The organism is Paenarthrobacter sp. NPDC089988 (assembly GCF_044748465.1).
Classification (GTDB): Bacteria; Actinomycetota; Actinomycetes; order Actinomycetales; family Micrococcaceae; genus Arthrobacter.
The window spans coordinates 40,778-58,933 of sequence record NZ_JBIVGD010000020.1; the positions used below are offsets into that span (position 1 = coordinate 40,778).

General features: G+C 65.6%; 15 protein-coding genes. 9 read left to right on the top strand and 6 right to left on the bottom strand.

From position 1 onward, the window contains the following. Window positions 1–91 precede the first annotated feature (91 nt). Window positions 92–1,318, top strand: coding sequence for an acetoin utilization protein AcuC (locus ACIPV6_RS19760; protein WP_400272518.1), 1,227 nt, complete (start codon window positions 92–94; stop codon window positions 1,316–1,318). 15 nt (window positions 1,319–1,333) lie between these two features. Here the strand turns inward: ACIPV6_RS19760 and ACIPV6_RS19765 are convergent, their stop codons facing one another. Continuing rightward, window positions 1,334–1,810, bottom strand: coding sequence for a hypothetical protein (locus ACIPV6_RS19765; protein ID WP_400272519.1), 477 nt, complete (start codon window positions 1,808–1,810; stop codon window positions 1,334–1,336). 158 nt (window positions 1,811–1,968) lie between these two features. Between ACIPV6_RS19765 and ACIPV6_RS19770 the strand changes: the two genes are divergently transcribed. Further along, window positions 1,969–2,499 (top strand): ArsR/SmtB family transcription factor, encoded by a 531-nt coding sequence (locus tag ACIPV6_RS19770; RefSeq protein WP_400272520.1) that lies wholly within the window; start codon window positions 1,969–1,971, stop codon window positions 2,497–2,499. 201 nt (window positions 2,500–2,700) lie between these two features. Then, a complete protein-coding gene (gene gdhA / locus ACIPV6_RS19775) occupies window positions 2,701–4,038 on the top strand; it encodes an NADP-specific glutamate dehydrogenase (protein ID WP_400272521.1) in 1,338 nt (445 codons plus the stop codon). Between the two features lie 74 nt (window positions 4,039–4,112). Here the strand turns inward: gdhA and ACIPV6_RS19780 are convergent, their stop codons facing one another. Then, entirely contained in the window at window positions 4,113–5,444 is a 1,332-nt protein-coding gene (locus ACIPV6_RS19780) for an alpha-hydroxy-acid oxidizing protein (RefSeq protein ID WP_400272522.1), read from the bottom strand. A gap of 76 nt (window positions 5,445–5,520) precedes the next feature. Between ACIPV6_RS19780 and ACIPV6_RS19785 the strand changes: the two genes are divergently transcribed. Further along, window positions 5,521–6,219, top strand: a complete 699-nt coding sequence (locus tag ACIPV6_RS19785; protein ID WP_400272523.1) for a FadR/GntR family transcriptional regulator — start codon at window positions 5,521–5,523, stop codon at window positions 6,217–6,219. A gap of 70 nt (window positions 6,220–6,289) precedes the next feature. On the opposite strand, the gene ACIPV6_RS19790 is transcribed toward ACIPV6_RS19785, so the two are convergent. Continuing rightward, entirely contained in the window at window positions 6,290–7,318 is a 1,029-nt protein-coding gene (locus ACIPV6_RS19790; RefSeq protein WP_400272524.1) for a LacI family DNA-binding transcriptional regulator, read from the bottom strand. A 180-nt stretch (window positions 7,319–7,498) separates the two neighbouring features. Between ACIPV6_RS19790 and ACIPV6_RS19795 the strand changes: the two genes are divergently transcribed. The 5 genes from ACIPV6_RS19795 to ACIPV6_RS19815 are packed head-to-tail and all read left to right on the top strand — an operon-like array spanning window position 7,499 to window position 13,381. Next, complete coding sequence (locus tag ACIPV6_RS19795; protein WP_400272525.1) at window positions 7,499–8,908, top strand: Gfo/Idh/MocA family protein; 1,410 nt, start codon at window positions 7,499–7,501, stop codon at window positions 8,906–8,908. Window positions 8,909–8,933: 25 nt separating this feature from the next. Then, a complete protein-coding gene (locus tag ACIPV6_RS19800) occupies window positions 8,934–9,920 on the top strand; it encodes an NAD-dependent epimerase/dehydratase family protein (RefSeq protein WP_400272526.1) in 987 nt (328 codons plus the stop codon). After that, a complete protein-coding gene (locus ACIPV6_RS19805; RefSeq protein ID WP_400272527.1) occupies window positions 9,917–10,822 on the top strand; it encodes a 5-dehydro-4-deoxyglucarate dehydratase in 906 nt (301 codons plus the stop codon). The genes ACIPV6_RS19800 and ACIPV6_RS19805 overlap by 4 nt, the downstream gene beginning before the upstream one ends. Beyond that, complete coding sequence (locus ACIPV6_RS19810) at window positions 10,822–11,949, top strand: mandelate racemase/muconate lactonizing enzyme family protein (protein WP_400272528.1); 1,128 nt, start codon at window positions 10,822–10,824, stop codon at window positions 11,947–11,949. Before ACIPV6_RS19805 ends, ACIPV6_RS19810 begins: the two co-directional genes overlap by 1 nt. After that, a complete protein-coding gene (locus ACIPV6_RS19815) occupies window positions 11,930–13,381 on the top strand; it encodes an aldehyde dehydrogenase (NADP(+)) (RefSeq protein ID WP_400272529.1) in 1,452 nt (483 codons plus the stop codon). The genes ACIPV6_RS19810 and ACIPV6_RS19815 overlap by 20 nt, the downstream gene beginning before the upstream one ends. Before the next feature lie 132 nt (window positions 13,382–13,513). Here the strand turns inward: ACIPV6_RS19815 and ACIPV6_RS19820 are convergent, their stop codons facing one another. Genes ACIPV6_RS19820 through ACIPV6_RS19830 form a run of 3 tightly spaced genes read right to left on the bottom strand, consistent with a single transcriptional unit; the run spans window position 13,514 to window position 17,906 of the window. Further along, window positions 13,514–14,629: a M24 family metallopeptidase gene (locus ACIPV6_RS19820; protein WP_400272530.1), complete on the bottom strand. Its 1,116-nt coding sequence runs from the start codon at window positions 14,627–14,629 to the stop codon at window positions 13,514–13,516. Continuing rightward, complete coding sequence (locus tag ACIPV6_RS19825; protein WP_400272531.1) at window positions 14,626–16,671, bottom strand: DUF6807 family protein; 2,046 nt, start codon at window positions 16,669–16,671, stop codon at window positions 14,626–14,628. The genes ACIPV6_RS19820 and ACIPV6_RS19825 overlap by 4 nt, the downstream gene beginning before the upstream one ends. Beyond that, a complete protein-coding gene (locus ACIPV6_RS19830; RefSeq protein WP_400272532.1) occupies window positions 16,668–17,906 on the bottom strand; it encodes an acetylxylan esterase in 1,239 nt (412 codons plus the stop codon). The genes ACIPV6_RS19825 and ACIPV6_RS19830 overlap by 4 nt, the downstream gene beginning before the upstream one ends. Between the last annotated feature and the right edge of the window lie 250 nt (window positions 17,907–18,156).

Below are 18,156 nucleotides of genomic sequence, written 5' to 3' on the forward strand. Positions count from 1 at the left end.
TCAAGTGAACATACTTTCCTGAGTAGTAAACCACTATTCGGCTGCCGTAACCGGGCAGGGAGGCGCTATGGCCTCGGGTAGCCTGTTCTGGATGAACTCCACGCTTGGAACGGCTGCTTCCAGCATCACGCGCTCCGCACTGCCAACGACGGTGGTGTGGGATCCTGCCATGACTGCCTACAACTTCGGGCCCGGCCATCCCATGGCGCCCCAGCGGCTGGAACTGACGGCAAGACTGGCCGAATCCCTGGGCCTTTTCAGCCACAGCCACGTGGCCGTCGAGGCACCCACGGTGGCTACCGACGTCGAACTTTGCTCGGTCCACAGCCCCGACTATGTGGCGGCGGTCCGCCGGGTCAGCGCGGATCCCTACTGGCCGGACGAAGAACGGGGACTGGGCACCGAGGACGATCCCGCGTTTGCGGGCATGCACGAAGCAAGCGCCCGGCTGGCCGGGGGTTCCTTGGTGGCGGTCGATTCGATCCTTGACGGCAAGGCCATCCGGGCGGTCAACTTCAGCGGCGGAATGCACCATGCGTCGAGGGACAGGGCCAGCGGCTTTTGCGTCTACAACGATGTTGCCATGGCCATCCAGCGGCTGCTCGACGGCGGGGTGCAGCGGATCGTCAGTATCGACGTTGACGCCCATCACGGCGATGGGACGCAAAGCATCTTCTGGAATGATCCCCGGGTGATGACCATTTCCCTGCACGAATCCGGGCTGACATTGTTTCCCGGTACAGGTTTCGCCAATGAAACGGGCGGGCCGGATGCTCCCGGCACTGCGGTGAACGTTGCGCTGCCCGCGTTCACGGGGGACGCCGCGTGGCTGCGGGCTTTCCACGCCGTGGTGCCCCAACTCGTCGGGGCTTTCCAGCCCGAGGTGATCGTGAGCCAGCACGGCTGCGATTCGCATCGCTTGGATCCGCTCACGCACCTCAACCTCAGCGTCGATGCCCAGCGTGAGGCGGCCAGCGCCGTCGGAAGCCTCGCGGCCCGCTACTGCGGGAACCGGTGGATCGCCACAGGCGGCGGCGGTTATGACGTCACGGGCGTGGTCCCGCGTGCGTGGAGCCACCTGATCGGGATGGTCACGCAGCGGGCGGTCCCGCTCGCAACCCCCGTGCCCGAACAGTGGCGCACGTACGTCAAGGAAAAGTACGGTGTGTGGGCTCCCGAGTCCATGGGTGACGACGTGGACATCTGGTGGCGTTCCTGGGAGGTGGGCTACGACCCCGCGGACCAAGTGGACCGGACGGTCATCGCCACGCGCAAGGAGATCTTCCCTTTGTATGGGCTGGATCCCTGGTTCGACTGAGTGCTTGCCAGCAAGCTAGGAGTCGGCCTTCTCCGTTTGGAACACCACGCCGGCTGCTCCGACGAGCCAGCCCAGCAGCGACAACGCGAATGCCCCGATCAGGTCGGTGGACGCTTGTCCCTTGAACAGCCACAGCACCAGGACCAGCATCCCCATGGTCATGTAGACCATGATGGCGAAAATGACGCGGCCCGAGAGACGGGTGGCTACCTCGGCCGGGTTGACAAGGGGACTGGGCTCGCCGGCTTTGGCGTTGTCCCGTTTGACCTCTGAAATGGTGAAACCCAAGGCCGAGGCCGTGAGGGAACTCAGCGAAGTGGCCAGGACACCGGCCGCCGTGACCAGGGCTCCGTTCAACTCGGGTGCCTGGGCTTCGCCGGTGGGAACCCACGTGCCAACGCGGAGGAGTACGGTGGCCCACACCAGGACAAACAGGGCCAGGAACACTGCGGCAATGATGTTGAACATGTGCCGCCGGAAGAAGTCAGTCATTGCCCTGCACCCCGTGCTGTTGGCGGCCGGGGCCTGGGAGCCCGGACGGACCGTGACAAAAGTTGTAGCACCGGCCCACCCAGCGGTCAACGATCCGCCGTTGCAGCAGACGGAAACGAGGGATGCCATTTGGCGTATATGTCGCTAGGGTGGGTGTCATGGTGACTGACGACGTATTTGCCGTCATTGCTGAGGCAACCAGGCGCGACATCCTGGTTTCCCTCCGCTCTGGGGATAAAGCAGTAGGGGAACTGGTTGAAGAGTTGGCCGCAAGCCAGCCCACCATCTCCAAGCATTTGAAAGTTCTACGCGAAGCTGACCTTGTCAGCATGCGTGCGCAGGGCCAGAAGCGCTTCTATACCTTGAATCCCAAGCCGCTCGCGGGCGTCGCCTCGTGGCTGGAAACGTTCGACGTCGGACCCGCGGCCGCCGCCGTCGTCGTACCTTCCGTAGGGGAGCCTGCCGCTGAAGCCGCCGCGGCTGCCGTTGCGGAGGATGTTGCACCCCGCATGGAGACCCTCAGCCAGGCCGTCACCGCGCACGCAACGGATGCGCCTGTGTCCGTGGACCTGCAGACGGACGACACTGTGCCGCAGCAGATAGGACGCACCGTGGGCCGGGCGGCCACCAAGGCCGCGGACCTCCTGGCGAACCTGCCCAACCTGCCGAAATTCGGGCGCAAGCGCTAGAGCTAACGTGATACTCCTCACATTGTGAGGTTTTGTTAACCTTCGCTTAGCCGTATTCACGGGGTTTTTCACCAGTTGTGTTAAGTCGCACCCTGACGGTCATATCCGGCTGGGATGGAGATCCTACCTCTGATGGTGCAAGCATGAGCGGGACTTTGATTGTCTCGCCGCGACTCGTGGCACCGAGGGATAGGACGACGCATGGATTCGAGGCTGGAAGCTGTCAGGGACACCGTGTTGGCACGGAATCCGGGCGAAAAGGAATTCCACCAAGCGGTTACCGAAGTGTTCGAAAGCCTCGGTCCGGTCCACGACCGTCACCCCGAATTCCTCGCAGGTGCCGTTTTGGAACGCCTCTGCGAACCGGAACGCCAGATCATCTTCCGTGTCCCGTGGACCGACGACGCCGGACGCGTGCACGTGAACCGCGGCTTCCGCGTGGAGTTCAACTCGGCGCTGGGCCCCTACAAGGGCGGACTGCGCTTCCACCCCTCGGTCTACCTGGGCATTGTGAAGTTCCTCGGCTTCGAGCAGATCTTCAAGAACGCGCTGACTGGCATGCCCATTGGTGGCGGCAAGGGCGGCTCGGACTTCGATCCCCGCGGCCGTTCCGATGCCGAGATCATGCGCTTCTGTCAGTCGTTCATGACGGAGCTCTACCGCCACATTGGCGAATACACGGACGTTCCGGCCGGCGACATTGGAGTGGGCGGACGCGAGATCGGCTACCTGTTTGGCCAGTACAAGCGCATCACCAACCGCTACGAATCCGGCGTGCTGACCGGCAAGGGTATCTCCTGGGGCGGCTCGCTGGTCCGGCCCGAGGCAACCGGCTACGGAACGGTCATCTTTGCGCAGGAAATGCTGAAGACGCGTGGAACCTCCTTCGACGGCCAGCGCGTCGTCGTGTCGGGTTCCGGCAACGTGGCCATCCACGCGATCGCCAAGGCGCAGGCGCTTGGCGCCACCGTCGTGGCATGTTCGGATTCTGCCGGCTACATCGTGGATGAGGCAGGCATCGATGTTGCCCTGCTCAGCCAGGTCAAGGAAGTGGAACGCGCCCGTCTCACCGAATACGCTGCGCGTCGCCCGGGCGTCAGCCACGTCGAGGGCGGTTCGGTGTGGGACGTCAACGGCACCGTTGCGCTGCCCTGCGCCACCCAGAACGAGCTCGACGGCGATGCTGCCGCCAAGCTCGTCAGCAACGGCCTGATCGCCGTGGCCGAGGGGGCCAACATGCCCTCCACCCAGAAAGCTGTGTCCGTGTTCCAGGAGGCAGGCATCCTGTTCGGGCCGGGCAAGGCTGCCAATGCAGGTGGCGTTGCTACCTCTGCCTTGGAAATGCAGCAGAACGCCAGCCGCGACTCGTGGACGTTCGAGCACACCGAGGCCCGGCTTACGGAAATCATGGTGGGCATCCATGATCGCTGCGCCGAGACGGCCGAAGAGTATGGCGCGCCGGGCAACTATGTGGTGGGTGCCAACATCGGTGGCTTCGTGAAGGTGGCCGATGCCATGCTGGCCCAAGGCCTCATCTAGCCGCCTCACCCAACTGGGTAGCAGTAGAGGGCGTTTTGAAGCTTCAAAACGCCCTCTACTGCTACCTACATGGGTTAGCGCTGCAGCAAACGCACGTGGTCCGGGTTGAGGTCCGCCACCTTGCTGACTCCCAGCAGCGCCATGGTCCGGGTCATGTCCTTTTCCAGGATCTGGATGGTCCGGTCCACGCCTTCGCGCCCACCGGCCATGAGCCCGTACAGGTAGGCGCGGCCAATCAGGGCGAAGTCTGCGCCAAGTGCCAGCGCCGCCACAATGTCGGCACCGCTCATGATGCCGGTATCCAGCATCACCGCAGCCTTGTTGTTGTCCGCCTTCAGCGCAGCCGAGACCTCAGGCAGCAGGTGGAACGGGATGGGTGCACGGTCCAGCTGGCGTCCGCCATGGTTGGACAGCACGATGCCGTCGGCCCCGTGGTCAACGACGCGCCGGGCGTCCTCGACGGTCTGGATGCCCTTGACCACGAGCTTGCCCTTCCAGGTTTCGCGCAACCAGTCGAGGTCCTCGTAGGTCAGGGTGGGATCGAACATGGAGTTGATCAGGTCTGCCACAGTGCCGGTGTAGCGGGACAGTGAGGCGAAGGTCAGCGGCTCGTGAGTAAGGAAGTTGAACCACCAGGCCGGACGGTAGGACGCGTCCAGGACGGTCTTCAGCGTCAACGCCGGGGGAATGGTCATGCCGTTCCGGACGTCGCGCAACCGGGCGCCGGCCACTGCCGTATCCACGGTGACCATGAGGGTGTCGTTGCCAGCCGCTGCAGCCCGCTCGATCAGTTCCAGCGAGCGGTCCCGGTCCGTCCACAGGTAGAGCTGGAACCAGTTGCGGCCATTCGGCGCTGCCGTGGCAACGTCTTCGATGGAGGCGGTACCCATGGTGGACAAGGTGTAGGGGATGCCTGCGGCCTCGGCGGCCTGCGAGCCTGCGTATTCACCCTCGGACTGCATCATGCGCGTGAAGCCGGTGGGTGCGATGCCGAAGGGAAGCTTGGATTCCTGGCCGAGGATGTCCGTGCGGAGATCGATCTTGGAGACGTCACGCAGGACGCCGGGGCGGAATTCGATGTCCTGGAACGCCTGGCGGGCCCGGCGCAAGGTGATCTCTGCTTCCGCAGCGCCGTCGGTGTAGTCGAAGGGTGCCTGCGGGGTGCGCCGCTTGGCGATGTCCCGCAGGTCCCAGATGGTGCTGGCCCGCTTGAGCCGTGCGGTCTTGCTGAACTCCGGCTTCTTGAACTGCATGAGCGGTGCCAGGTCGGACACCTTGGGCACGCGCCGCTTCAGTGCCGGGGGAAGTACGACGGCGGGACGCGGCTGGGGTGGGCGGCTCACGTTCTGGTCGCTGCCGGCATCGGCGGGGGCAGCAGTGAGCTTGGGATCGAGGGTGTCGGTCATGCGGTTCTCCCTTGAAGTGTGTGGTCTAACCACACTGTAGGGCATGTGGTTGGACCACATCAACTAGTATTCCGGTATGCGAACGCACGAACTTGTCCTGGAGTGGATCGAACAGCAATTGTCCAGCGGCGAACTGGCCTTGGGCGGACGCCTGCCCGGTGAGCGGACCATGGCCGAACAATTGCAGGTCTCACGGACCTCGGTGCGCGAGGCCGTCCGGATCCTGGAAGCCATGGGTGTTGTCCGTGCTGGGGTGGGTTCCGGCAAGGATGCGGGAACGATCGTGATTGCGGAGCCGGGTTCGGCCCTAGGATCGACGCTCCGGCTGCACGTGGCGACTCGGCACCTTCCTGTGGCGGACATCGTTGAGACCCGCGTGCTCCTTGAGTCCTGGGCGGCGGCGCGTGCACACCCCGGCGTGCCCGAGCTGGACGAAGCCGCGGAGTTGCTGGACCAGATGGACGCTGCTCCGGACGTTGATACGTTCCTGGGCCTCGACGCCCGCTTCCATGTCGCGTTGGCCCAGGCTGCGGGCAATGCCGTGGTGAGCGCCATGATGGCCTCGCTCCGTGGGGCGATCGAGAATTACGCCAGCGAACTCACGGGCAACCTCCCCGACTGGAACGCCACGGCAGGGCGGCTTCGGGCCGAACACCGCGCCATCCTTGCCGCTGTCAAGGCGAGCGACGGCGGCAAGGCGGCAGATCTCGTGGCGGCCCACATCCGGGGTTTCTACTTCGAAGCAGGAGTCGGCTCAGGCTCCACCCAGGATTAAGGCAACGCGGAGCCCCTGAGGGCCCCTGATGACCCCTTGGATTGGCCGTAAGTGACTCCGCGTTGCTTTCTTAGGCGGGCTTGAGGGCCGGGGCGGCGGTGCTCTTGCGGATCTCCATGCGGGGCGCGAATTCGTCCTGCTGATGGGCGGGTGCTTCGTCCGCCTGCTGGATCTGTTCCCGCATCCTGCGCCACGCCAGGCTGCCGAGCTCATTGATGGGAACGGCGGCGGTGGTGAGCGGGGGAGTGGTGTATTTGGCGAACGGAATGTCGTCGAAACCGGTCACGGAGATGTCCTCGGGAACCCGGATGCCGCGCTCGTGCAGGCCACTTAAGAGGCCCATGGCCACGAGGTCGTTGAAGGCCAGGATGCCCGTGGCTCCGCTGGCAATGATGGCCTCGGTGGAGTCGTGGCCCGAGTCGAAGTTGGAACCGCCATGCAGCATCTGGAGCTCGATGCCCGGGTGCTCCTTGCGGAATTCCGCCAGGCCAACCAGGCGCTGGCGGTTTGAGGCGCTGTGTTCCGGGCCGGAGAGATAGACGAGCCGCTGGTGGCCCAGGGAAATAAGGTGTTGGGCGAGCTCCTGGATGCCCTGCCCGTAATCGACGCTGAGGCTCGGTGTGTTGGTGGTGATGGTTGTCCGGTTGATCAGGACCAACGGGTGCAGGGTGGGGGCCAGCTCCTCCAGTTCGGCATCGGGCATGCGGGGTGCGCAGAGCACCACGCCGTCGCAGCGCCGCCGTGCTTCGCCTGCGAGGATGGCTTCCTCGCTGGTCACTTCGGAGGAATCCGCGATCAATACGCGGTAGCCGTCCTGGGCGGCAGCAATGCTCAGGCCGCGAAGGATGGCCTGGAACGTGGGGTTGGCCAGGTCAGGCACCACGATCCCAATAGTGTCCGTTTTGCCCAGGGCCAAACTCCGGCCCACGGGGTTGGGCTGGTACTTCAGTTCGGCGGCGGCGGCACGTACGCGTTCGGCGATGCCGGGGTCCACTGCCGCGTTGCCGTTCATGACGCGCGACACTGTGGCGTGGGAAACGCCTGCCTTCTCCGCGACGTCGGCGATGCCAACGCGCCTGTTGGTATTCCTGCGTGCCATCTTGCCCTTTCCGATTGGCTTGCCTCGTGCTGCCCCGTCGTTGGGGCGATGGTTGACGTGACCGCCAGAGTCTTGATACAAAGCTTATAACGCTCTGAGAAAACGCTTTCTCATGATTCTTCCCAGAACAAGCCGGGCCGTCAAGCGGTTCACTCCTGCCTTTGGAAAGGGGCATTCTCCATGGTCAACGTCGACACCGCCGAGACCCATCCAGCCACCACCACGTCCGCATCGGGCACCGCCGGCCACCGCACAAGAATCGCCCTCATCGGCACTGGCGGCCGTTCCGAGATGTACATCCGCGCCATCTTGGGCCAGCACGCCGATGTTGCCGAGCTCGTGGCCCTGTCCGACGTCAACCCGGGCCGTGTGGAGTTCTACCAGGAGCTCATCAAGGAACTTGGCGGATCCGGACCGGTCGCATCCTTCGAGCCGGGCGAGCTCACCAGCTTCATCCAGGCCAATGGCATCGAACGCGTCATCGTGACCACTCCGGACTACACGCATGCCGACTACATCGTTGAAGCGCTCGAGGCGGGTGCCGACGTCGTGGTTGAAAAGCCGCTGACCATCGACGTGGAGGGCTGCCGCCGCATCACATCCGCCGTTGCCGAAACCGGCCGGAACGTGGTGGTGACCTTCAACTACCGCTACTCGCCGCGCAACTCCGCCCTCAAGGAAGTCATCCAGAACGGCATGATCGGCAAGGTGACGTCCATCGACTTCAGCTGGGTCCTGGACACCGTCCACGGAGCGGACTACTTCCGCCGCTGGCACCGCGACAAGAAGAACTCCGGCGGCCTGCTGATCCACAAGGCCTCCCACCACTTCGACCTCGTCAACTGGTGGATCAACGACGTTCCCGAGCGCGTCTTCGCTTCCGGCGGCCTGCGCTTCTATGGCGACAAGAATGCCAGTGAGCGCGGCCTCGGCGCGCGTCCGGAACGCGGAACCGTGGACGGCCTCGAGCGGGATCCCTTCCGCTTGGACCTGCGCGACGACGAGCGGCTGAAGGCCCTGTACTACGACAACGAGAAGTTCGATGGCTACCGCCGCGACCAGGACGTCTTCACCGATGGGATCACCATCGAGGACAACCTGGCCCTCGTAGTGGACTACCAGGGCGGACCCACCCTGAGCTACTCCCTGAACGCGCACAGCCCCTGGGAGGGCTACCGCGTTACCGTCAACGGCACGGAAGGCCGCGCCGAACTCGAGGTAGTGGAACGTGCCGCCGTCGAGTTCAGCACGGACAAGAAGACCGTCGTGGACCCGAGCGCCACACCCATCGAGGAAGAGGACGCCGTGCGCCGCAACGGTGAGCGCCTGATCGTCCAGCGCCACTGGGAGGCAGCCTACGAGGTGCCCATCATCAATGGCGAAGGTGGCCATGGCGGTGGCGACAACCTGCTGCTTTCGGATCTTTTCAACGGCCCCGGAGTGGACCCGCTGGGCCGTCCGTCCGGCTACATCGACGGGCTCCGCTCCGTCTCTGTGGGCATCGCTGGAAACCAGTCCCTCGACTCCGAGCTGCCTGTCCGCATCAGCGAACTTGGCCTCGGCGCCGACCTCAGCCGCCACCAGGCCTGACCCCAAGAGACGCAAGGAACATCAGATGAGCAGGATTTTCGTCACCGGCGGCTCGGGCCGGCTCGGGCGCAGCGTCGTGGCCGGACTCGCAGCGGCGGGCCACGACGTGGTTTCCGTGGACCGCGACGCCATCCCCGCCGGACAGTTGCCGGCAGGTGCCACTCAATTAACCGCAGACCTCCTGGCGCCCGGTGAGGCGGAGCGCCTCATCAGGGAAACAACGCCCGACGCCGTCATCCACCTCGCTGCTATTGCGGTACCTTTCAGTGCACCCGAGGACGTCATTTTCAGCACGAACACCCGGCTCGCTTACGCGGTGGTGAGTGCTGCCACGGACGCAGGCGTTCCGAGGATCGTCACGGCAAGCAGCCCCACCGCGCTCGGCTACGGCTCGCCGGCAGGATGGCTGCCGCCGTCGTTCCCCTTGAACGAAGAGACGCCACCCAAGCCGTGGAACGCCTATGCGTTGTCCAAACTGATCGCTGAGCAGACGGTCAAGATGTTCGCTGCCGCGCAAGGGGACAAAATCCGGTACGCGGCCTTCCGCCCTTGCTACGTCATCTCGCCCGAGGAATGGGAGGGGGCGCTGACCCAGCAGGGCCACACGGTTCGCGAACGCCTGGACGATCCCGCATTGTCCGCACCGGCTTTGTTCAACTACGTCGATGCCCGTGACGTGGCGGACTTCCTGGATGTGCTCCTGGCGAAGATGGACTCCATACCCAATGGGCAGGTGTTCTTCGTGGGCGCCAAGGATGCCCTGGCCACCGCGCCCTTGGCTGAATTGTTCCCGCGGTTCCTGCCCGGCAGCGGTCCACTGACGGAGCACCTTACCGGTACCAGTCCCGCATTCTCCGTGGACAAGGCCCGCGAGCTCCTGGGGTGGGAGCCACGGCGCAGCTGGCGTACCGAACTCACCCCTGCCTACCAAGGCGCAGACACAGCACTACTCAATGACGAGAACCACCGCGGCCTGGTGCCTGCGGGAGCAACCAGCAAGGAGACAGCATGAAATTCGACGGCGTCCTTTTCTTCCCCGTCACGCCCTTCGCCGAGGACGGATCGGTGGATGTGGCCCTTTTGAAGGAACACATCGCCTCGCGCCTTCCATTCGGTCCCGGCGGCGTGTTCCCGGCATGTGGAACGGGTGAGTTCCATGCCCTGTCCCTGGACGAGATCCGCACTGTGGTGACAGCCGCCGTCGAGGTCGTGGCAGGAGCCGTGCCCGTGGTGGCCGGCGCCGGTGGGCCGCTGGGCCACGCCATCGCGGCTGCCAAAGTGGCAGAAGAAGCAGGCGCCGATGCCCTTTTGGTGCTTCCCCCCTACCTGGTCACGGGTCCCACCGACGGCGTGGTTGCCTACGTCGAGGCCGTGGCGGCCGCCAGCAACCTCCCCGTGATCGTCTACCACCGCGGTACTGCGAAGTTCACCGCCGCCGCGATGACCCGCTTGACCGCGAACCCCAAGGTAGTGGGCTTCAAAGACGGGATCGGCGATGTTGGCCTCGCGCAGGAAATCGTCTCCGCCATCAACGCCAGCGGCCGTGAAGGCTTCGCGCTGTTCAATGGCCTCCTGACGGCCGAACTCACGCAGGGAGCCTACCGCGGCCTGGGTATTCCGTTGTACTCCTCGGCGGCCTTCGCCATGGCCCCGGAGATCGCCAAGGCGTACTACGACGCCTACGTCTCCGGCGACGAAGAGCGCCGCAACGCGTTGCTGGAAGGCTTCTACGGGCCGCTCGTCCGGCTTCGAGACCAGACACCGGGCTTCGGCGTCTCCCTCATCAAGGCAGGCCTCCGCTTGGCCGGCCTGCCCGTTGGCTCGGTCCGTCCGCCACTGGTGGATCCCACCGAGGAGCAGCTGTTGGAGCTCAAGGCAATCCTCGCCAAGGGCCACGAGCTGGCCGGCAACTGATGCCGGCCCGCATCACCGGGCTCTCCACCCGCCTGATCACTGTTCCGCTGCTGCGCAGCTGGGGTGTGGAGGCGCCGGAGAACCACGTGATCGTCACCGAACTGGCAACGGACGACGGCGGAACCGGCCACGGATTCTCGTGGACGCCCACCATTGGACCGTACGCGGTGAAGGCCCTCCTTGACCACGACATTGCCCCCTTCATCCTGGGGCTGGAAGCCAACCCGGAGATCGTGTGGGACGCGTTGTGGAAACGGCTGCACGAAGCGGGCGGGGGAGGACTGACCACCATTGCGATGGCCGGCGTGGACCTTGCCCTCTGGGACCTCGCAGCGCGGAAGGCCGGCCAATCGGTCACCGGACTGCTGGGCCAGCGCCAGGAATCCGTGGAAGTCTATGGTTCCGGCGTCAACCTGCACTACTCCCTGGATGAGCTCGTGGCGCAGGCCAAGCGCTGGGTGGCTGCGGGTCACAATGCCGTGAAGATCAAGGTAGGCAAACCGGAGCTGCGCGAGGACGCGGAACGGGTGTCCGCGGTCCGGGAGGTCCTTGGACCGGACCGGCTGCTCATGATCGACGCCAACCAGCGCTGGGACCTGGCGCATACCTTTCGTGCCTTGGATGTCCTGGCCGGCTATGGCCTGGAGTGGCTGGAAGAACCGATCCGTGCGGACGATCTGTGGGCCTACCGGAGGTTGCGCAAGCACTCACCGGTGCCCATTGCATTGGGGGAGAACGTCCACACCATCTACCGGTTCCGCGACTTCATCGAAGCGGAAGCGGTGGACATCATCCAGCCCAACATTGTTCGGGTGGGCGGTATCACCCCGTTCAGGCGGATCGTCGAGTTGGCGCGGGCCAACAGCATCCGGGTTGCCCCGCACCTGCTGCCCGAACTTTCCGGCCAGCTGGCCCTGACCCTGGCCGAAGCCGTCAGCGTGGAAGACGTGGAGGACGCCTCCTTCCAGCAGTTGGGCATCCTTGACGGCCCGTCCCCCGTCCGGATCCGCAACAGCAGGCTCAGTTCCGCAGGACGTCCCGGACTCGGATTCGATTTCTCCGCACAGGCCTCCGCTACCGACGATATCGAGAGCAAAGGAAACCACATTGAGTACAGCAACTCTTGACCTGACAGCAGTTACGGCTGCCGCGGCTGCCGCGGCGAAGGTGACCGCAGCAGCGTCCGACGCCGACCGGGCCGCCTGGTTGACCGCCATCGCCGACGCCTTGGACGCCAACGTGACGGAACTCGTGGCGATCGCCGACTCCGAGACCAGCCTTGGTACGGTCAGGCTCACCGGCGAGGTGGCCAGGACCAGCGGCCAGTTGCGGTTGTTCGCGCAAGTCATCACCGAGGGTTCGTACCTCGAAGCCGTGATCGACCATGCCGACCCCGGATCAACCCCGCCCAAGCCCGACCTGCGCCGCATCCTCAGGCCAGTTGGCCCGGTAGCCGTGTTCTCGGCGTCGAACTTTCCGTTCGCCTTCTCCGTAGCCGGGGGCGATACCGCGTCTGCGCTCGCTGTAGGCTGCCCGGTGATCGTCAAGGCCCACTCAGGCCACCTGCGGTTGTCCGAGCGCACAGCCGAGATCGTCACGGAAGCCTTGGCCCAAGCCGGCGCCCCCGAGGGCATCTTTGCATTGGTCAGTGGCCGCGAGGCCGGTACAGCCTTGGTCCAGGATCCGGCCATCAAGGCCGTGGGTTTCACCGGTTCCATTCCGGGAGGCCGCGCCCTGTTCGATCTTGCGGTTTCACGCCCGGAGCCCATTCCGTTCTACGGCGAGCTGGGCAGCCTGAACCCCGTGGTCATCACGGCAGCTGCCCTTGCGGAACGGGGACAGGAACTCGCCGCTGGCCTGGCTGCTTCGTTCACCATGGGCGCCGGCCAGTTCTGCACCAAGCCCGGCCTCATCTTCATCCCTGCCGGGACCGACTTCGCAGCGAACGTGGCTGAAGCCAGCACGGATAAGCCCGCGGCGGCCATGCTCACCGAACGCATTGCCGAGGCGTACCCGTACGGTTTGCGCAGCGTCGCCGAGCAGCCCGGAGTGACGTTGGTCAGCGGCACTGCGGACCAGGACGCCTTGGCCGAAGGTGCCGCGCCGGTGGTCTTCTCCACCACCGCTGCCAATGTCCTGGCTCGGCCCGAGGAACTCCTGGAGGAATGCTTCGGGCCCACTACGCTATTGATCGAGTACGCCAACCAGGATGAATTGTCCGAGGCCCTGGCCAAGGTTCCCGGCAGCCTCACGGCAACTCTCCACGCCCAGCCCGGCGAGGACATTGAGGCGCTCGTGGAGCAGCTCAGCGGGCTGGCCGGGCGCGTCCTGTTCGCGGGCTGGCCCACGGGTGTGGCAGTGAACTGGGCCCAGCAGCACGGCGGTCCCTACCCCGCCACAACGTCCCTGTTCACGTCCGTAGGGGCGACGGCGGTCCGCAGGTTCCAGCGTCCCGTGGCGTACCAGGACGCACCGGAGAGCATTCTGCACCCAGCCCTGCACGAGTCCAACCCGCTGGGGATCCCGCGGCGCGTGGACGGCGTGCTGAACCTCAGCTAACCCAAGTAGGGGACAGCACATGCTCCACTGAACGCTCAATGGGACATGTGCTGTCCCCCAGTTGGGAACCACGCGCGAGAAGGGGCGGGTCACCTTGATGGTGACCCGCCCCTTTCTTGTTGCGTGAAGGGCTTATGGACGAAGGGTCAAGGGACGACGGCGGCCGTCGACTTCCGCTGTGGGCCAGCGTTCGTCGAGGGTCAGGATCTCCAGCCCACCGTCCGTGAGCAGAACGGTGTCCTCGATCTTCACGGCGGGACCGGAAGGGTTCCATGTGAAGGGCTGGTTGACCACAATCCGGTCTGTGACGTCAGCGGTCACCCGGGGATCCCTTCCGGCATATCCTGCAGGGCCTCCCTGGTGGTGCAGCTTCCACTGGTCAGCGCCGAAGCCGTGCCGTTCGTACGCGGTCTGGATCTCGCTGAACACGTCGTTAAGGCGCGCTCCGGGAACCGTCGCACGGAAGATGTCCGCTTCCACCGCCGCGATGCGGGCCTCGGCGTCGAGTTCCTGGGGCGTGCCGGCGTCGAACGCCACCCAGCGGGTCACGTTGGCAACCAGGCCGTCACGGCGGGCGCACACCACGGCCATGGCGCGGCGGCCAATCGGCGAGTGCGTAGCCAGCGGGTGCCGGTAGTCGCTGCGGCCCGTTCCGTTGCAGAGCAGGACCAGCGGTTCGGCCCCGACGGCGACGATCCGGGCAGCAAGATCGGAAACCAGCTTAAATTCGGTGGTACCGGGTGTTGCCTGTGACAGGACGTCGGTCATGGCCGTTGCAGCGTCGGCCGAGAGCCTGGCGTAGCGGGAGGCCTCGGCAGGAAGGAGTTGCTGGCGCGCGGCACGGAGTTCGGTTGCCACAGCGGCTTCCAGCAGGGGATCGCCATCGCTGGCGAGTCCGGCAGCCGTGGCGTGCAGCGGGCCGTGCCAGGGAACCGTGTGAAGGCTGACGCCCTGGGGCAGTTCCTCGGCGGCAATCCGTCCGGCCTCGTTGTTGAAGGTGACCAGGTGGTCCCCGTCCCGGTCCACCAGCAGGGCAGCGATGGGATCCCCGGCGAGGCTGATGTGCACGCGGCTCCCGTCCAGGTACCAGGTGAGCGCCGTGTGCGTGGTCAGGAGCAGCGAATCGCGGCCCGCGGCATCGAGGATGTCCAGGACGCGCCGGCGTTTGACGGCGCGATCGGCTGCGTTGCCGGGTGCGGTCCGTGGCGCGGTGACGGTCGCGGTTGTGGATTGAGCTGGAGCGGTCATGCCGATTCCCCCAAGGTTGAGATGAGTTGTTGAATGTCATTGGTGGCCAGGAAACCGTCGGCGATGAGGACTGTGACGGTGCGGTGGACAGGATTGCCGGGTTCTGCCCGGACCGGGGTGTCCCACGCGAGGGATAGCCCGACGCCCGGGTAGCCCGAATGCCTCACGAACCACGGATCCGGTGCCTGCGGAGAGGCGAGGAACACCAGCGTTGCGGGGTGGCCCAGGCCGCCGGTGCCGTGCCCGCCGGGTGATGTTCCGGCGTCGAACGTTCCAGACCAAGCCAGCCACGGCGCGACGCTCCCATGGACCGCGTCCTCGCCGCGGGCGTCCGCGGTCCAGATGGTGGCATCGCCCACTTTCGGCAGGCGCCAGAAGAAGCCGCCGTAGCCGCCCTGTGGCCGGCCGTTCGACCCGGGGCTGCCCAGCATTACGGTGCCGCCAGTGGCCGACTCAAGGCTGAAGTCCAGCGTCAACGCCCATGCGGACTGCCCGACGGCGGCCCAGCTCCACCGGCGTTGTTCGCTGAGTATCCGGGTTCCGTCGGGACCGACCCAAGCGAGCCGTTCCACCCGCTTTCCCTCGGTGTGTTCGGCGAATTCGGTGACGATGTGCCCGTGGTCCTTGCGCCACACGTAGGCTCCCGCGTCCCGGGTGTAGGTGCGGCCACCCCAGAAATTGATGCCGTCCACGTCCTGCAAAGCCACGCCGGCCCCCAGATGCCACACATGGTCCTCGGGCACGTGGTCCGTCACGACGGTTCCGGCCAAGGTCCGGACGGGGTGCAGGTAGGGCCGAGGGGAGGATGTGGGCTTGATGCCGGTTCCATCCTGGATGGTGGCCACAACGGTCCCGCCGAGTTCCATCACGGGCTTGCTGGATCCGGAGGCCCAGGGTGCTCCGAGCTCGGCGAACGTGGCTTGCCCCAAGGCGGCCCGCTGGATCCATGTCCCGATGCCCTGCACCACAGCGTGTGCCTCACTGCCCTCTCCCGCCCAAGTCACGAAGGCCGGATCGATGGGGGCAGGATCCTCGGCAGTGCGGATCGCTTCGAGGACGGCAACGTAAGCTCCAGTGCCGCCGAGGGGGCTCAGGAGGTCCTCTTCGGACCGGGCCGCGAGCAGATTCTCCAAGAGGTCGGTCCTGCCGTAGTTTTCTGTCCTGGTTCCCTGCGGAGTGGTGATGTCCAGCCGGTCTTCGGTATAGGAGAAGGCCACCTGCCCCAATGTGCCGTAGACCGTGACCACCGGGGCCGACTGCACGGGGGCGCACAGCGTCAGTGCGCAAGTCAGGACAGTGCCGTGGACGGTAGCGACCCGGACAACGGAGGTATCATCGCTTTCGGTGTCGTTGGCCCGGTAGAGGTCCGTGTCCACCTGCCGGACATCCGCCGCCGTAGCGGCTCCGGCAAGGCGCAGTCCTGTTGCGACGGCATGGGCCAAGGCGTTCGTGGCCACACCGTCCACTACATCGGTTCCGTTGATGCTTCGCTTCCCTGCCCATCGGGAGCGGGTGAAGTAACCCTTGGTGCGCAGCCACTGCCCGGTGGCGCTGATCCCGCGGACCTCGCCGAGTTCGCCGGAGACCAGCAGCCGCTGGACGGCGTCAACGGCGTGCGATCCCAGGCTCTGGAAGCCCACTTGCACCAGCTTCCCGGCCTTCTGCGCAGCCACCATCACGTCGGAGTACTGTGCCATGGAGGCCACGGGTGGCTTTTCGAGGTACACGTTGGCGCCTGCTTCCAGTGCTGCGAGGGCCAACGGTGCGTGGGTCTGGATAGGCGTGGAGATGATGACCACGTCCGGTGTTTGCCCGTCGGCCAGGAGCTCGTCGAGGGAGGCGAACACGCCAACATCGTCAGGAAGTTGGCCGTCCGCGGGTGGCAGGGGATCTGCGACAGCCACCAGGCGGAGCCTCCCCTCGGACCCGAGGCGCCGGAGGTTGTCCAGGTGCCGTTCGCCGAAGCCGTGGACGCCTACCAGCGCGACGCGGGGAACAGGCACGGGCGGTGTAGGGCTGGTGATGGTTGCGGGCTGGGTCATGGGGTGGTCCTCGCTGAAGCTCGGGTGGGTGGTTCTGCCTGGAGATGGGTGGCGAGGAAGGCGGCAGCCTCTTCCTGCATGGCCGGCGTAAAGACGTGCGATTCGTCCCAGAAGCTGCCCGTGTACCGGCCCGGTGCCATGGCGCGCCTGAGGTGGGAGTCGGCGTCGCGCATTCCGGCTTCCGGAAAGAGCTCGTCGCGCAGCCCGTATTGGACCAGCACGGATTCCACACTGGAACGCGCCACGACGTCCGGCCATTCGCCCAACCCGGAGAGTCCGGGGGAATGAAGGAGCCATGAGTGTGCGTCGAGGTAGGCGGGAAGCAGCGATTGGAAGGTGGTCATCATGCACGTCACCACGCAGGTGCGGATCTTCTGGCTCAGGCCGGCGAGGACCATGGCCCGGCCGCCGCCACCGGAAAACCCGACGCAACCAAGCCGTCCGGCATCCACGCCGGGGAGCGAGGCCAGGATGTCCAGGGCAACGAGGTCGTCGTGGGCCACCATCCCGGCCACGGTGGATCCCAGTAATGTGGCGGCCTTTGCCACCGTTTCCTCGTGGGCAGCTGCCGCGGCGTTGTACCGTTCCGCGTCGGAAGGTACGACGCCGGCCTCCCGCCAGAGTGCCTCCTGCCCGGCCAGCGCGTGGGCGGTCCGGTAGGGCAACGGGTCCAGGGTGAACCGTCGGCTGCCCCACATGAACGCGTCGTGGGCCAGGACCGCGAACCCTTGCCCGGCCAACCACGTGGCCCAGGGCCTGCCGCCGTAGAGCCGTGACCGCAAGCCGGGTGGCAGGGGGCCGAGGCTGTTCGCAGAGGCGGTGCCGGCGTCGTGTCTTGACCGTTCCGGTGCGCCGGGAGGCATCCCCACCAGGCGCTCGGCGCCGTGCGACTTGATACCGCCGTGGCAGTGCAAGGCGAGGATTCCGGGGAGTGGTCCCGCGGCATGGGCGGGCTTGACCAGCCAGGCCGATGTCCGGGGGCCGAAGCCGGTTTGCCACGTCAGCTTGGACGTAACCACATTGTTGTCTTCCACTTCCCACTCCACCGAATACCCGGAATTCGGTGCGAAGGCAGGAACGCCGAGTGTTTCGGCGAGCAGTTGCGCGGCGCGGGAGTTGGGCACGTGGGGATTGTTGGCTGCATGGTCCGGCCAGTCCTCGTAGCCGGCAATCGCACTGGGGCGTGCCTGTCTCCCGGCCAGTACAGCGTTGTCCGTGGCTTTATTCGGGAACAAGTGAGTCCTGCTTTACTGGGGCGGATGGGTGTGCGGGACCGCACGCCGGACTGCATCAGCGAGCGGGAAATCATGTGGAGCGCATTCATCAGAAAACGCTTTCTCAAAAATTAGCAAAAGGCTGTACATGGGTCAAGAAAACGTTTACTTTGGTACGGAGCCGCTGAACGCCGGGATCGGAATCCTGGAAAACCAGGGGGCTGCGCCGGAGCCCCCGGCGGACCCGGAGGCAGCATTTCCCAGCACGAAT